This is a genomic window from Pseudomonas parafulva (genome assembly GCF_002021815.1).
Classification (GTDB): Bacteria; Pseudomonadota; Gammaproteobacteria; order Pseudomonadales; family Pseudomonadaceae; genus Aquipseudomonas; species Aquipseudomonas parafulva_B.
The window spans coordinates 2,643,983-2,659,042 of the sequence record NZ_CP019952.1 but is presented as its reverse complement, the minus strand read 5'-3'; the positions used below and the strand labels follow the sequence as shown (position 1 = coordinate 2,659,042).

Genomic DNA, 15,060 nt, shown 5'->3' with positions numbered 1-15,060 from the left:
CGCCAAAGCACCGTTTCTGAGCGCTACCCACCTTTCGATAATCGCCTCCGACACTCTGTCCCCGTTTGGAGCGCGCCATGCACAACAACAAAAACAAGTCTCTGCCGACTCAGTACCTGGCAGTTGCCATCGCCAGCCTCGCGGCTGTCAGCCTGAGCCCCTTGGCGCAGGCCGAGATCATGCTGTACGACCAGAATCAGACCACCTTTTCCACCGACGGCTATATCAACGCGTTCTACGTCAACAGCAAGGTCGACCGCGAAGGTGAACAATTCGACCGCCGTCAGTCCCGGGTAAAAATGGGTTTTCTGCCTAACTACCTGGGTTTCAATATGGGCAAGCAGGTCAATGACCTGAAGCTCGGTGCCCGTGCCTCGTTCTGGGTCACCATCAACGACAGCGAAAGCAACGGTACCGACACGGCCATCGATGTCCGGCAGTTCTACGGCACCGTAGCCAACCCCGAATGGGGCGAGGTGCTCATCGGCAAGGACTTCGGGCTGTTCGCCCGTTCGAACATCCTGCTGGACGAGTTGCTCGCCGGTTACGGCCAGGTCAGTGACACGTTGGGTCTTGTCGATGGCGGTGGGGTGTCGTTTGGCAACATCGGTAGCGGCTATCCATACCCGTTCCCGACCTCGCAGATCACCTACCGTACCCCGGTCATGGAGGGCCTGCGGATCGCCGTGGGGATCATGGACCCGGTCGACACCAACGACAGCAGCCCCACGGGCAAGGCTTACCAGAAGAACCCCCGCACCGAGTCCGAGATCACCTACCAGTTCGACCTGGCAGGCGCGCAGATCTACAGCTGGCTAAACGGCAGCTACCAGACCTCCGACAACACCGACGACTCGGTGCGGTCAGTCACTTCCAAAGGCCTTGGCTACGGCGTACAAGCCAAGCTGGGCGGGCTGTCCCTGACTGGGTCCGGTTTCCAGGCCAAGGGCATCAACCCGTTCTTCACCAACAATGCGGGCGAGCCGGTGTTGCGCAACGTGGACAGCGAAGGCTACCTGCTGCAAGCCTCTTATAAGGTCGGCAAGAACCGGGTTGCGCTTTCCTACGGCAAGACCAAGGACGACGGCAACGGCGCGGTAGGCAGCGGTGCCGATTATCAAACCCGCGGGGTGGCGCTGTTTCATGACATCAACGACAACCTCAAGCTGGTGGCCGAGTACAACCAGTTTTCCATTGAGGGCCATGACACCCGCGCGCAGAACGAAGACACCGATACCTTCGCCGTGGGTGCGGTGCTGACCTGGTAGCGATCTGGCGCAGGCCCGGTGTTCAACGGGCTTGCGCGGTATTCGAAACCCTCAGGGTCAGGCTCCTGTGCCGACTACGCCCAACGAAGCGTGCACCCGCGACCCAAGTAGCATTCGAACCCCAGCCCACGCTTCGTACACTCAGCGCTCAGCCAGCCCTTGCCGGAGATCCCGATGCAGCAAGCATATAACGAGGGCGTGGTCAGCGCCATGTCCCAGGCCAGCGATGCACGCGTGGCGGCACAGGAGCTTGCGCGGCAACTGCTGCATCCGCATTTGGGCTTCGTGCTGTTCTTCTGCACCGCCGAGTACGACCTGCAGGCCCTGGGCCAGGCCCTTGAACAAAGCTTTGGCGGCATACCGTTGGTAGGGTGCACCAGTGCAGGGGAGATCACACCGCTGGGCTATGGGCGCAGTTGCGTGACGGCCGTGGGCTTTGATCACCGGCACTTTTCCATCGCCACCGAACTGATCGACGAGATGGACCGTTTCAGCCTGATCGACGCCCAGCAGATGGTCGAACGACTGGTCGGCAGCTGTCGTGGGAATGCCCTGGCCCAAATCAAGGGGCACAGCTTTGCATTGACCTTGCTCGATGGCTTGTCCAGCCGTGAAGAAACGGTGCTGGCGGCCCTGAGCGCAGCGTTGGGCGATATCCCGCATTTTGGTGGCTCGGCCGGGGACGACAACTACCTGACCCGGACCCACGTCTTCTACGGCGGGGCGTTTCACCACGGTGCTGCCGTGGTGGTGCTGGTCAATACCTGGCTGGACTTCGAAGTGTTCACCACCCACCACCTTGAGCCACGGCAGGAAAAACTGGTGGTCACCGGCGCCGACAGCGCCCAGCGGCGGGTCTATGAGCTCAATGCCGAGCCTGCTGCCGAAGAATATGCACGCCATATCGGGGTGCCGGTCAGCGCCCTGGACCACAGGCTGTTTGCCGCCCACCCGCTCGCGGTGCGCATGCACGATCGGTACTACGTGCGGGCCATCCAGCAGGTACATGCGGATCTGAGCCTGAGCTTTTACTGTGCGGTAGAGAACGGCATCGTGCTCACGCCCATGACGCCTGGCCCGTTGCTGCCGAACCTGCAGGATTTGTTCGATGGCCTGCAGCAGCGCCTGGGTCCGCTGTTGCTCACCATCGGTTGCGACTGCTTTCTGCGCCGCCTGGAGCTTGAGACCCAGCAAAGTCTTGAAGCGGTGGGCGATTTTCTGCGTGAGCAGCGGGTGATGGGCTTCAACACCTATGGAGAACAGTTCAATGGCATGCATATCAACCAGACCTTCACCGGGGTTGCCATTGCCCGCAACCGAACCCGCCCCGGCCGATGAGGTGCAGGCCGAACTGGCGCAGCTTCGCTACGAAAACCGCAAGCTGCAGCGGATCAACGCCGCGCTGATCGAGCGCATCGAGTCGGGCGTGACGCGCGGCAGCGACCCCTATGCGGCGTTCCAGCATTCGGTGGTGTTGGCCGAGCAGGTGCGCGAACGTACAGACGCGTTGAATCAGGCCATGGCCGAGCTCAAGGCGGGCAACCAGCTGCTCAGCGAGGCGCGTCTGCGCGCCGAAACCGCGCACCAGCACCTGATCGATGCCATCGAAAGCATTTCCGATGCATTCATCCTGTTCGACCGAAACCTGCGCATGGTGCTGTGCAACAGCCGCTTCAAGGCCTTCTGGGAAAACCGCCGCGTGCGCATCATTCCCGGCATGCGCCTGGCCGAAGTGCGCAGGCTGATGACCAGCAGCGGATTGTTCAGCGAGGAGCCGCGCAGCCCGACCGACGAACACCTGTTGTACCGACAGCACAACGGCCGCTGGCTGCAGGTCAATGAGCGGCCCACCTGCGAGGGTGGCCGGGTGATCCTGTTCACCGACATCACCGAGGTCAAACTCAGCGAAACCCTGCGCCGGGAACAGGCTGTGGCGCAGAAATCGCACCTGTTGCAGCGGGCGGTGGACAATTTGTCCCAGGGCGTGGCCATGGTCAACGCGGACGGTGTGCTGGAGTTGTGGAACCGCCGGTTCCTGGAGCTGAGCGGGCTGGCTCCGGTTGCCGCCCACCGTCCCTTCGCCGACGTGATCGCCGACAGCGAGCTGCGCTTGCTCACCCCCGAAAGCCGCGACGACAGCGGGCGTGTCGTGCACGAGTGCGAGCAACGCCTGTTCGACGGGCGCATGCTGGAGATCCGCACGCACCCACTGCCCACTGGCGGATTCGTCAACACCTTTACCGACATCACCGAACGCTACCTGCATGCCAAGGCCCTGAGTGAAAGCGAGCGCTGGATTCGCTTGATCACGGACCATGTGCCGGCGCTGATCGCTTACCTGAACGCCGACCTGGTGTATGAGTTCACCAACAAGGTCTATGAGCAGTGGTACTGCTGGCCCAGTGGGCTGATGCTGGGCCAGAGCCTGCGCCAGGCCCATAGCGAACAGCACTACCAGCGCCTGGAAGCCTACGTGGCGCAGGCGCTGGCAGGGGAGAGCGTTACGTTCGAATTCCCGGAAACCAACATCAGCGGACAGGAGCGCCACATGCTGCGCTCCTATGTGCCAAACCGGCTGGCCTCTGGCGAGGTGGTGGGTATCTTCGTGTTGATCCGTGACATCACCGAACGGCGCAACACCGCCCAGGCGTTGCACCAGGCTTATCAGCACCTGGAGCTGCGGGTCAGGGAACGTACGGCCGAGTTGACCAGCCTCAACGAACAATTGCTGAGGGAAATCGAGGAGCGGCGACGTGCCGAGGCGCGCTTGCGCGAGGCCAAGCATGAGGCTGACCAGGCCAACCTGTCCAAGACCAAGTTCCTCGCCGCGGTCAGCCATGACCTGCTGCAGCCCCTGAACGCGGCGCGCTTGTTCACCAGCGCCTTGCTCGAGCGCCGTGATCCGCAGGCCAGTGCACAGCTGGTGCGTAACGTCAGCAACTCCCTGGAAGACGTAGAGAACCTGCTGGGAACGCTGGTGGACATCTCAAAGCTCGATGCCGGTGTCATCACGGCCGACGTGGCACCCTTCGCCCTGGCGGAGCTGATGGACAACCTGGCAGCAGAATATGCCCAGGTTGCCCGCAGCGAAGGGCTGGCCCTGCACTTCATAGGCTGCTCGGTCGTGGTGCGCAGCGATATCCAACTGCTGGCGCGCATTCTGCGCAACCTGCTCAGCAACGCCATTCGCTACACCCCAAGCGGACGCGTGGTGCTGGGCTGTCGCCGCCAGCCGGGTCGCGTGCGCATCGAGGTGTGGGACACCGGTATCGGCATCGCCGAGGAGCACCTGGAGGAAATGTTCCAGGAATTCAAGCGTGGCGCCGTGCAGCGGCCGGATCAGGACCGCGGCCTGGGCCTGGGGCTTGCCATCGTCGAGAAGATTGCGGGCATCCTCGGCCACCGTATTGCCGTGCGCTCCCGGCCCGGCAAGGGGTCGGTATTCAGTGTGGAAGTGCCATTGAGCACCACCGCCCCGATTGCCAGGGCCCAGCATGCCGTGTGCGAGTCGATGCTCGAGTGCCTGCGCGGGGCCCGGGTGTGGGTGCTGGACAATGACGCTGCCATCTGTGCCGGCATGCGCACGTTGCTAGAAGGCTGGGGCTGTTGCGTGATCACGGCACTGTCGGAGCAGGACCTGGCCCGCCAGGTGGACAACTACCACGCCGATGCCGACCTGCTGATTGCCGACTATCACCTCGACGACGATTGCAATGGGGTCGATGCCGTTGCACGCATCAATGCCCGCCGCGCCAGGGCGCTGCCGGCGCTGATGATCACCGCCAACTACAGCAACGAACTCAAGCAGCAGATCCGCGAGCGAGGCCATACGCTGATGCACAAGCCCATCCGACCCATGAAGCTCAAGACTGCCATGAGCCACTTGCTGGCCACCCGGGCCCTCAAGGGATCAACGTCGTAGGTAGTCAGCGAAGTCGATGTCGCCGGCGCTGAGGATGGCTTGTACTCGGTTGTGCACGTTCAGCTTGCGCAGGATGGCCGAGACGTGGGCCTTGACCGTGGTTTCGGCGATGTCCAAGGCATAGGCGATCTGTTTGTTCGATTCGCCCTTGGTCATGCGCTCGAGCACCAGCAACTGCTTGCGGGTCAGGGCCTGGAGCATTTCCGGCGGGAAACTTGGGGCATCGCTCAAGCGGCGGCTACTGCTTTTCTGCGCGCGGATGATATCCGGCGGCAGGTACACATTGCCGTTGAGGATCTGCTCGATCGCTTCGATCATCTGCGCGCGCGGCGAGGACTTGGTGATGAAGCCCACCGCACCATAGGTGATGGCTTGCAGCACGATCTGCTTTTCCTGCTCGGCAGAGACGATTACCACCGGGGTGGTGGGTGCCTCGTTGCGCAAGGTGATCAGCCCGTTCAGGCCATGCATGCCCGGCATGTTCAGGTCGAGCAGGATCAGGTCCAGGTCGTCATGGTCCTTGGTCAGGGTCAGCGCGCTGTCAAGGTCAGCGGTTTCCATGATTTCACTGCCCTGGAACCCGTCGCTGATGACGTTGTGGATCGCTTCGCGAAACAGCGGGTGATCGTCGGCGATCAAGATTTTGTACATGGCCTATTCACCTTGTTCTTGTTTGAATGATTGAGCGCGCAGGGGCAAGGGCCCGGTCAGGGAAACGGTGCTGGCTGGGCCGCCTGCACGGGCAGGTTGGCCTGTTGCCAGGCGTCGAGCCCGTCGCGGTACCAGTAGAGGTTGGTGTAGCCCAGGTGTGCTGCGCGTTTTACCGCGTTCCAGCTCAACCAGCAATCGGCCCGGCAGTAGAAAACGACGGGGTACTGAGGCTCGCCCCCTGTGGCCAGACGCAGGTGATGCTCGAAGTAACGTTGCCAGTCTGGGCTGAGCACGCCGTCCCCGGTGTTGGGCAGCCACAGGCTACCGGGCAGGTTGGCATGGGGTTCATCTTCGATGAAGCGTTCATGCAGCCACTGACGGCGGTAAACGTCAATCAGGACAGGCGCCGGATGGCCCCGCATCATCGCCTGCAGTGCGGCAGTGTCTATCACCCTGCCACCTTCGACCTGCGGTGGGGTGGGGCTGCGGTACAGCGTGGCGCGGTAGCCATCTGGCGTGAACGTCGGTGGGGTGTCGGCCTGGGCATGGCCCAGCAGAAGGCTCAGCGAGGCGGCGGCCAGCAAACGCAGGGGCAGCCTTTGGAGGGCACGTGGCATGGTCTGTTCCTTCTTGTTATAGGCGCATTACATGCCAGTGCCGTGGCTTTGTGAATGCGACCATAGACACCCTGGGCAGTACCAAAGTAGTAGAGGCGAGGGCCTGGCTCACCGTGGCTTGCGCAGGGCGGCGTGCTGCGGGTTGAAGGTGACGATGGCCAGCAGCGTAAACAGCACGCTCAGCGCCAGGCATACCGCCAGCGCCAGCAGGTTCAGCCGCTCGTAGAGCGCAAAGCGCACCAGCTCGACCGCATGGGTGAACGGGTTGACCGCGCACAGCCAGTACAGCCACTGGCTGGCCTCCTGCATTTTCCACAGCGGATAAAGCGCCGACGACAGAAAGAACAGAGGGAAGATCACGAAATTCATCACCCCGGCAAAATTCTCCAGCTGGCGGATGGCATTGGACAGCAGCAGTCCCAATGCACTGAGCATGAACCCCACCAGCAGCACTGCGGGCAGGGCCAGCCCCAGGCCGCCGACCGGGGGCTCAATGCCGTACAGCCAGGCGATGACGAGGAAGATGTACACCTGCAACACGGAGATCAGCGACGTCGCCATAAGCTTGCTGCACAACAAGAACGTCCTGGGCAGCGGGCTGGTCAGCAGCACCCGCATGCTGCCCATCTCCCGGTCGTAGACCATCGATAGCGAACCCTGCATGCCATTGAACAGCAGGATCATGCAGGCCAGCCCCGGCACGATGTAGACCTCGTAGGGAATGTAGCTGTCGTAAGGCTCGATGATGGCGATGCCCAGTGCCGCACGAAACCCGGCAGCGAATACCACCAGCCACAGCAAAGGGCGCACCAGTGCGCTCAACAGGCGCGTGCGCTGGCGCACGAAGCGCAGGGCTTCACGCATGAGGATGCCGCTGAAGCAGTACCAGTAGGCGTTCATCAGGTGGGTGCTCCGGCCATGTCCCGCGTGTGATGGGCGAATGTCCGGCCCAGGTCGCCGCCGTGGGGCTGCATCATGGCTTCGGCAGGCCCACTTGCCACCACCCGACCCTGGTGCAGGATGACCAAGTCATCGGCCTGCTGCACTTCATCGAGCAGGTGGGTGGTCCACAGCACACTCAAGCGCTGATCGCCACGACACAAATCGCGTACGTGCTGGTTGAGCGCCTGCCGGCTGGCCGGGTCCAGGCCAACGCTGGCTTCGTCGAGCAGCAACAGGCGGGGCCCGTGCAGCAAGGCCCGGGCAATTTCGACGCGGCGCCTGTGCCCGGCATTGAGTTCACGCACAGGGTCACGACGCCGTTCCCCCAGCCCTTGGCGGGCCAGCTCGGCGTCCACGCGGCGCTGGGCTTCCCGTCGGGGCAGGCCATGCAGCGCCGCGTGATAGCGCAGGTTCTGCTCCACGCCAAGGTCCAGGTCCAGCGTGCTCTGCTGAAACACGACGCCCAACTGGCCCAGGGCCGCCCGCGGCTGGTGGCGCAGCGAACTGCCCAATACCTGGATATCGCCGTGCTGCAAGTCATACAGGCAGGTCATCAAGGCAATCAGGGTCGACTTGCCGGCGCCATTGGGCCCCAGCAAGGCGGTAAAGTGGCCCGGCGCCAGGTTGAAGGTCACGTCCCTGAGCGCTGCGCGCTGACCGTAGGCGAAACTGACCCCCGTTACGTGCAGTGCGTTCATGGCGTGACCACCACACCCCATGGGTAGCGGCCGACCTTGATCGACTTGAGCACCTTGAGGCTGGCCACGTCGATCACCGACACGTCGCCGCTCACGCCATTGGTGGCCAGCAGCTGCTGCTGGTCAGGGGTGAAGGCCAGCTGCCAGACACGACGCCCCACCAGCAGGTAGTCCAGCACCTCGAATGTCCTGGCATCGACCACCGCCACATGATTGGCCGGGCCCAGCGCCACGAACGCGTACTTGCCATCGGCGCTGAGCTTGACGCCCACCGGCTGGACTTTGTCAGGGTGCACACCCTTGATGGCGAAGTTCAGGGTCTTGAGCACCTGGCGCGAAGCCACGTCCAGGATGGTGACGGTCCCGCCAATTTCCGCCGACGCCCACAGGTGTTTGCCGTCCTGGCTGAATTCCACGAAACGCGGGCGCTGGTCCACCGGCGTGCTGTCGGCCAGGGTCTGGGTCTGGGTGTCGATCCAGTGCAGCATATTGGTGGTTTCGCTGGTATTGACCGCCCATTTGCCATCCGGGCTCACGGCCATGCCCTCAGGCTCGATGCCCACCTCCACCTGGGCCAGTACCGTGTCGGTCACGGTATCAATGACCGTGACCAGGGCATCGTCTTCGTTGGACACGTACAGCCAACGGTCATTGGGATGCAGGGCGAACTGCTCGGGGTCTTTGCCTGAGGGTAGTTCCTTGACGAGGGTACGGCTGGCCACGTCCATCACCTGCACCCGATCCGAATCGCTGGCGCAGATGTACAGCAGCTTGTTGTCGTGTGACAGCAGCAGGCCGCGCGGGCGTTGGCCGACGGGCAGGGTGTCGGTTACCGTCAAGGTCTGCAGGTCGATCAGGCTCAGGGTGTTGTCCTTCTCGTTGGACACCCAGGCGGTGGCGGCCAGGGTAGGCTCGCAGGCCACGGCTAACACGGCCGGCAGCAAACTGGCGCACAGCAGGCTGCGTGATGAGGGGAGGCGGCGCATGGCAGATTCCTTGTTATTGTTTGGGCGTGTCAGGGGTACGTACAGGTCACGTCGGCCTTGTCGAACCCCAGGCTGTCCATCTCATTGGAAGGGTGCAGGAAGCCTTCCTGCGGTGAGGTGCTGACCAGGGCCCTGGGCTGCACCAGGGGGATGGGTTGGCGCAGCTCGCCATTCCAGGGCCTGTAGCTGAGCTTGCGCCCCTTGAAGCCATCGAGTGGCAATTGTTCGCTGACAAGCAGCTGCTGCAAGGCCTCGGGCCTGGCTTCACCCAGCTTGCTGACCGCCGTAGCGATGCTGCGCACGGCCATCCAGGCTGCGAAGTCACGGTCGTTCATCCAGCGGCCGGCCTGCGCTTGGAAACGTTTTTGCAATTGCGCGGCGCCGAACGTTTCCACGGTCATGTGCCAGCCAGTGGGCGTCAAGCCCTGAGTGCCGGCGACCGGGCGGGGTAACCAGGTCTGGTAGGGCACGTATTCGCCGAAGTCGCCACGTTCATCAGCCACCAGCACCACGTCGTATTCGCGCGCCTGGGTGAACAGCGGCATGTCGGCCTGGGCGCTGCGGCGCTGGTCGTTGTCGAACGTCCAGCGTTTCTCGGCCACCAGGTGCAGGCCAAAGCGCTTCGCCGCGCGGCGCAGTGCGGCGGCGTAGGCTTCATCGTCCGGGGTCTGCCCGACGATCAGCAAGCCGCGCTGCCATTTGCGCAGCACCAGAAACTGCACCAGCGCATCGGCCAGCATCGCCCGCCCAGGCAGGGCGTGCAGCACATTGCCCAGGCACTGCGTGCTGCGTACGGCGTCATCCGGGCTGCCGGCATTGAACAGCAGGCTGTCGGGCAGGGCCACAGACAAGGCCCGCAGGCTGGCGACCGGCGCATTGACGACGAACAACCGAACGCCTTCCCCATGCTGGGCCTGGGCGGCATGCAGCAGTTGCTCGGCAGAGTCGACACGGGCGCTGACCAGCTCGAACTGCTGTTTGAGAAACCGCCCGGTGCTGTTGCTGTCGGCAATGGCCAGTTGCGCCCCTTGCAGGCCGGCATCTTCCGGTTCAGGCAGGATGTTGGACAACAGCGGCCCGCTGTCAGGACGATAGCCCAAGTAGCCGATGCGGATGTGCAACGCGCTCGCAGCCCGGGTGTCAGCCTGCTGGTCTTGCGCCCAAACCGTCGGCGCGAGCAGGGTCAGCAGGCAGGTCAGGACAAGGTGGGCAGGCTGGCGCATATCGCACTCCACGGCAGATGGCGCCAGCATAGAAAGCCTGCCGGGGCCGGGGAATATGCAGAAAGTAGCGCCCAGCCGCTACCAAGGTAGTAGCCGATGCGCCCGCGCCGGGCCCTAGGATGACAGCAGTTACCCTGGAGTCCGGTCATGCTCGCTGCCAATCTGTCTGCCCTATGGCGTATCAACCTGTGGGTCACCGGCTGTTTCGCGGTGTTGACCCTAGCCTGTGCGGGGGTCGTGCTGCATCAGGCATCAGCCGATGTGAAACGGGAGTTGCAGTCGGCCGAAGCGGTGATGGCGTACATGGCCCAAGCCGCCAGCCACAATCCGGCGAGCCTGGAACCTACGCTGACCGAGCACCTGCGCCACGTGCGCGTGCAGTGGCTGGTCCCTGGCGAGGTTGAAAAAGCGTCGGTGCCGTCCGCGGCCGGGCTCGATGGCTGGTTGGGCGCGGTGCTGGCAGGCAAGTACTACGACAGCACGCGCCTGCTGGCCCTCGATGACGGCCGGCGCGTCGCGCTGAGCGTGGACGCCCGCGATGAGGTGGACGAAGTCTGGGATTCGCTGCAACAGTTGCTGGCGGTCTGTGTTGTCGCGTTGACCCTGAGCCTGCTGTCCATCAGTTGGGCCGTGCGGCGCGGGCTGCGGCTGCTGGCCGCGCTGCTGTGTGCATTGCGTCAGGTGTCGGGAGGTCAGCTGGACGTGCGCCTGCAAGAGACCGGTGGCCCGGAAGCGCGCCAGTTGGCCGGGCACTTCAACCAGATGGCTGCGGCGATCGAGCAGGCCCAGGCCGACAACCGGCAACTGACTGGCGCTTTGCTGGCGGTTCAGGAGCAGGAGCGGACCAGACTGGCTCAGGCGTTGCACGACGACCTGGGCCAGTACGTGGCCGGCATCCGCGCCCAGGTGTGCCTGTTGCAATTGTGTGCCCACCAGCCTGAGCAGGTGCGGCAAACCACCCAGACGCTGGAAAGCAATTGCGCAGGCTTGCAGTTCGGTTTCCGCGCCTTGGTACGGGACTTGTATCCGGTTGCGCTGCAGCACCTGCCCATGGCGGAGGCGCTCAACCAGTTGGTGAGCCAATGGCGTGCCAGCCAGGCCATCGAGTGCCAGTTGCTGGTCGGCGCCCAGTTGCCGGCGCTGTCACCCACTCGACGCACGCATCTGTACCGGTTGTTGCAGGAAGCGCTGACCAACGTCGCCCGTCATGCCCGCGCCCGTCAGGTGCGGATACGCCTGCAACGCGGCGCCAACGGGCTGCGCCTGCTGGTTCGCGACGATGGCTGTGGTGCCAGCCAGCCTGGGCGCCCAGGGGTAGGCCTGCATTCGATGGCCGAGCGCGCCCGCAGCCTGGGCGGTGAATTGCGCATACTCAGCCATCCCGGTGCCGGGTGGGCACTGGCCCTGACGATCCCTTTGGAGGTGTCATGAATATCGTGCTGGTCGACGATCACGCCGTGGTCCGCCAGGGCTACGCCAGCCTGTTGCGCGCCGTGTTGCCAGCGATGCAGGTGCGCGAGGCTGCCAGCGGTGAAGAAGCCCTGGCCCGGGTGCAGGAGCAGGTACCGAACCTGGTGATCATGGACTTCGGCCTGCCCGGCATCAGTGGGTTGGAAACCACCCGACGCCTGCGCCAGCGCCTGCCGCAGTTGCGGGTGCTGTTCTTCAGCATGCATGACGAGCTGCCACTGGTACGCCAGGCGCTGGACGCCGGCGCCGCCGGCTACCTGACCAAGAACTCGGTCCCGCAAGTGTTGGTCGAGGCCGTACAGCGCGTGCTTGCCGGGCACGCCTACATCGAGCAGGGGCTGGCCACGCAGCTGGCCTGCAGCACGACGCACGATGCCTGTGATCCCAGGCTGCAACGCCTGACCCAGCGTGAACTGGAAATCTTCGTGATGCTGGTTCGTGGCACACCAGCCCGGTCGATCGCCGAGCAGCTGTGCATCAGCGCAAAGACCGTCTCCAATCACCTGACCACGCTCAAGAGCAAACTGCAGGTCGGCTCCCATGCTGAACTGGTGCACGTGGGTATCGACCTGGGTCTGGTACGTGTAGCGGGGTAGCCAAGTTCTGCAGGTCAATGTTCCCAAGTGGCTGGGCAGCCGGTGCAGCCTTGCATGTTGGCGTCCTGGAAGTTGCCGTAGTGAAGGCGCGCGCCCTCCAGATGGGCTTGTTCGAGGTTGCTCTGGCCGAGCTTGGCTTCCTGAAGGTTGGCATCGTTCAGATGAGCGCCGCGCAAGTCGGTCTTGCTCAGCCAGGCCATTTCCAGATCGGCCGCCTGCAAGTTGGCCTGCTGCATCCTGGCACCGGAGAGCCGGGCGAATTGCAGGTAGGCGGCGCTAAGGTCGGCGTTGGCGAACTGGGCGCCTTGGGCGAACAGCCCCCAGCCCTGGATGGCCATCAGCCGTGCGCTGCTTAGGTTGGCCAAGCGCAGGTTGCTTTGCTGCAGGCTGGCGCGGGTCAGGTTGGCGCCCTGCAATCGGGCCTTTTCGAGGTTGGCCAGGTCCAGCCGGGCGTGGCGCAGGTCGGCATCGCGCAGGTCGGCGCCGGCCAGGTTCATCTTGCGCAGGTCCTGGTTGGCCAGTTTGGCGCCCCGCAGGTCGGCGCCGGGGCATTGGCTGGCTTCGGCAATCACGCAGCCGTTGATGCTCAACGGCGTGTCGCTGTCGTCGATGTCAGTGGCCAGCGCCATCGCGGGTGTGACGGCCAGCAACAAGGCCAGGGGTAGAAAAGTCATGATCGAGCTCTCTGGGCAGACGGAAAAGGGCAGGGCGCAGCCAGACCGCACCCCGCTGTCGGTCAACGTTGAGCGGTCGGGTTGTCCCAGCTCGGTATCTTGAACACCCAGAACGAACCGCCTTGGGCAACTGGCTTGGTCAGTTCGGCCATGTCGCCACCCCACAGCGGTACCGCGCCGCCATAGCCGACGGTGACGCCGATGTACTGCTCTCCGTCCTGCTCCCAGGTAATGGGCGGGGAAACGATGCCGCTGCCGGTCTGGAATTTCCACAGCTCCTTGCCGGTCTTGGCGTCGAACGCCTTGAAGAAACCGTCACCGGTGCCGGTGAACACCAGGTTGCCCTTGGTCGCCAGCACCCCGGCCCACAGCGGCAGGTGCTCCTTGTGTTCCCACACCAGCTTGCCGGTGGTCGGGTCCATGGCACGCAGGGTGCCTACGTGGTCGTCGTACATGCGCTTGATGCGAAAGCCCATGCCCAGGTAAGCGGAGCCTTTCTTGTAGTTCACCTCCTCGGTCCAGTACTCCTCTTTCCACTGGTTGCCCGGGATGTAGAAAAGCCCGGTGTCCTGGCTATAGGCCATGGGGTTCCAGTTCTTGCCGCCCAGGAAGGGTGGCGACACTTCCACCGGCTTGCCCTTGGTTTCGCCCGGCAGCGGCTTGGCGGGCCGTTGCCCTGGATTTTCCACGGGGCGGCCGGTCTTGAGGTCGATGTGGCTGGCCCAGGTGATGTTGTCGACGAAGGGGAAGGCGTTCTGCAGCTTGCCGTCGTTACGATCGACCACGTAGAAGAAGCCGTTGCGGTCGGCATGCCCCGTGGCCTTGATCACCTTGCCGTGTTTGTCCTTGTAGTCGAACAGCACCAGCTCGTTGTTGCCAGAGAAGTCCCAGGCGTCGTTGGGGGTGTGCTGGTAGAACCATTTGACCTCGCCGGTGCTGGGGTCCACGCCCACCTGGCCGGAGGTATAGAGGCTGTCGTAATCGTGCGGGTTGCCGTCCTTGGCGGTGCGTGCCCAGGTGTTCCAGGGGCCGGGGTTGCCGGCACCGACGATGATGGTGTTGGTCTCGGCATCGAAGCTTGCGCTCTGCCAGGGTGCGCCGCCGCCATGGCTCCAGGCCTCCACCTTGCCGGTTTCGGTGGTCGGGTCATCCGGCCAGGACGGTGCCTTGACGTTGCCGGTGGGGGTGCTGTCCTTGCCATTGACGCGGCCCATGTGGCCCTCCACGAAGGGGCGCATCCACACTTCCTCGCCGGTTTCCGGGTCACGGGCGAACAGCTGGCCCACCACACCGAATTCATCGCCCGAGCTGCCGTGGATCAGCAGCACCTTGCCGCTGGTCTTGTCTTTGACCAGCACGGGCGCCCCGGTCATGGTGTAGCCGGCGCTGTGGTCGCCGAACTTCTTGTTCCACACCACCTTGCCTGTGTTCTTGTTCAGCGCGATGACCCGAGCGTCCAGGGTGCCGAAATAGACCTTGTCGCCGTAGATGGCAGCGCCACGGTTGACCACGTCGCAGCACGGACGAATGTTGTCCGGCAGGCGGTGGTTGTAGGTCCACAGGCGTTTGCCGGTCTTGGCATCGAGGGCGAATACCCGCGAGTAGGAACCGGTAACGTACACCACGCCGTCGCTGACGATGGCCTGGGACTCCTGGCCACGCTGCTTTTCGTCACCAAAGGAGTAGGACCAGGCCGGGGTCAGCTTGAACACGTTCTTGTCGTTGACCTGGGCCAGCGGGCTCCAGCGCTGGGCGTTGGTGCCCATGCCGTATTGCAGCACATCGCCGGGCGTGAGGTGGTCGTTGGCGATGTCTTCCCAGGTCACGTTCTTGCTGGCAGGTGCCGGGCTTGTGGTGGCCGCCGTGGCCACTGTCCCGGTGGCCAGGCTTGCGGCCAGCAGCAGGGCCCTCACGCTCAGGACCAGGGGAGACGGGGCGGGTAGCGATCTTGTTGTCATGGTTGCGATTCCCTGTGGAGTTTGGCCCGCACAGCGTGGTCCGCCTGGGCGCTGC

The 15,060-nt window shown here is 63.9% G+C and carries 13 protein-coding genes; 5 read left to right on the top strand and 8 right to left on the bottom strand.

Annotation, left to right across the window (positions count from 1 at the left end; genetic code table 11):
- Window positions 1-77 precede the first annotated feature (77 nt).
- The 3 genes from B2J77_RS11860 to nahK all read left to right on the top strand — a co-directional run bounded on the left by B2J77_RS11860 (window position 78) and on the right by nahK (window position 5,190).
- Window positions 78-1,268, top strand: coding sequence for a porin (locus B2J77_RS11860; protein WP_078478724.1), 1,191 nt, complete (start codon window positions 78-80; stop codon window positions 1,266-1,268).
- Between the two features lie 174 nt (window positions 1,269-1,442).
- Window positions 1,443-2,606 carry a nitric oxide-sensing protein NosP gene (nosP, locus tag B2J77_RS11855; RefSeq protein WP_078478723.1) on the top strand — a complete coding sequence of 388 codons (1,164 nt, stop codon included), beginning with the start codon at window positions 1,443-1,445 and terminating at the stop codon, window positions 2,604-2,606.
- Window positions 2,536-5,190 (top strand): hybrid sensor histidine kinase/response regulator NahK/ErcS', encoded by a 2,655-nt coding sequence (nahK, locus tag B2J77_RS11850; RefSeq protein ID WP_078478722.1) that lies wholly within the window; start codon window positions 2,536-2,538, stop codon window positions 5,188-5,190. The genes nosP and nahK overlap by 71 nt, the downstream gene beginning before the upstream one ends.
- Here nahK and B2J77_RS11845 read toward each other — a convergent pair.
- The 6 genes from B2J77_RS11845 to B2J77_RS11820 all read right to left on the bottom strand — a co-directional run bounded on the left by B2J77_RS11845 (window position 5,179) and on the right by B2J77_RS11820 (window position 10,307).
- On the bottom strand, window positions 5,179-5,841 hold the full coding sequence (locus tag B2J77_RS11845; RefSeq protein ID WP_078478721.1) for a response regulator: 663 nt from the start codon (window positions 5,839-5,841) through the stop codon (window positions 5,179-5,181). The genes nahK and B2J77_RS11845 overlap by 12 nt on opposite strands.
- A gap of 56 nt (window positions 5,842-5,897) precedes the next feature.
- Window positions 5,898-6,458 (bottom strand): PQQ-dependent catabolism-associated CXXCW motif protein, encoded by a 561-nt coding sequence (locus tag B2J77_RS11840; RefSeq protein ID WP_058637254.1) that lies wholly within the window; start codon window positions 6,456-6,458, stop codon window positions 5,898-5,900.
- 108 nt (window positions 6,459-6,566) lie between these two features.
- On the bottom strand, window positions 6,567-7,358 hold the full coding sequence (locus B2J77_RS11835; RefSeq protein WP_078478720.1) for an ABC transporter permease: 792 nt from the start codon (window positions 7,356-7,358) through the stop codon (window positions 6,567-6,569).
- On the bottom strand, window positions 7,358-8,098 hold the full coding sequence (locus tag B2J77_RS11830) for an ABC transporter ATP-binding protein (protein WP_058637252.1): 741 nt from the start codon (window positions 8,096-8,098) through the stop codon (window positions 7,358-7,360). The genes B2J77_RS11835 and B2J77_RS11830 overlap by 1 nt, the downstream gene beginning before the upstream one ends.
- A complete protein-coding gene (locus tag B2J77_RS11825) occupies window positions 8,095-9,084 on the bottom strand; it encodes a YVTN family beta-propeller repeat protein (protein ID WP_058637251.1) in 990 nt (329 codons plus the stop codon). The genes B2J77_RS11830 and B2J77_RS11825 overlap by 4 nt, the downstream gene beginning before the upstream one ends.
- A gap of 29 nt (window positions 9,085-9,113) precedes the next feature.
- Entirely contained in the window at window positions 9,114-10,307 is a 1,194-nt protein-coding gene (locus B2J77_RS11820; RefSeq protein ID WP_058637250.1) for an ABC transporter substrate-binding protein, read from the bottom strand.
- 147 nt (window positions 10,308-10,454) lie between these two features.
- Here B2J77_RS11820 and B2J77_RS11815 point away from each other — a divergent pair, with 147 nt between their 5' ends.
- Window positions 10,455-11,738, top strand: coding sequence for a histidine kinase (locus B2J77_RS11815; RefSeq protein ID WP_058637249.1), 1,284 nt, complete (start codon window positions 10,455-10,457; stop codon window positions 11,736-11,738).
- The gene (locus B2J77_RS11810; protein WP_078478719.1) at window positions 11,735-12,373 is read left to right on the top strand and encodes a response regulator transcription factor; all 639 of its coding nucleotides are present in this window, start codon (window positions 11,735-11,737) and stop codon (window positions 12,371-12,373) included. The genes B2J77_RS11815 and B2J77_RS11810 overlap by 4 nt, the downstream gene beginning before the upstream one ends.
- A 14-nt stretch (window positions 12,374-12,387) precedes the next feature.
- Here B2J77_RS11810 and B2J77_RS11805 read toward each other — a convergent pair whose 3' ends face one another.
- Both B2J77_RS11805 and exaA read right to left on the bottom strand, forming a co-directional pair.
- Entirely contained in the window at window positions 12,388-13,047 is a 660-nt protein-coding gene (locus B2J77_RS11805; RefSeq protein ID WP_078478718.1) for a pentapeptide repeat-containing protein, read from the bottom strand.
- Window positions 13,048-13,109: 62 nt separating this feature from the next.
- Complete coding sequence (gene exaA / locus B2J77_RS11800; RefSeq protein ID WP_078478717.1) at window positions 13,110-15,005, bottom strand: quinoprotein ethanol dehydrogenase; 1,896 nt, start codon at window positions 15,003-15,005, stop codon at window positions 13,110-13,112.
- Window positions 15,006-15,060 lie beyond the last annotated feature (55 nt).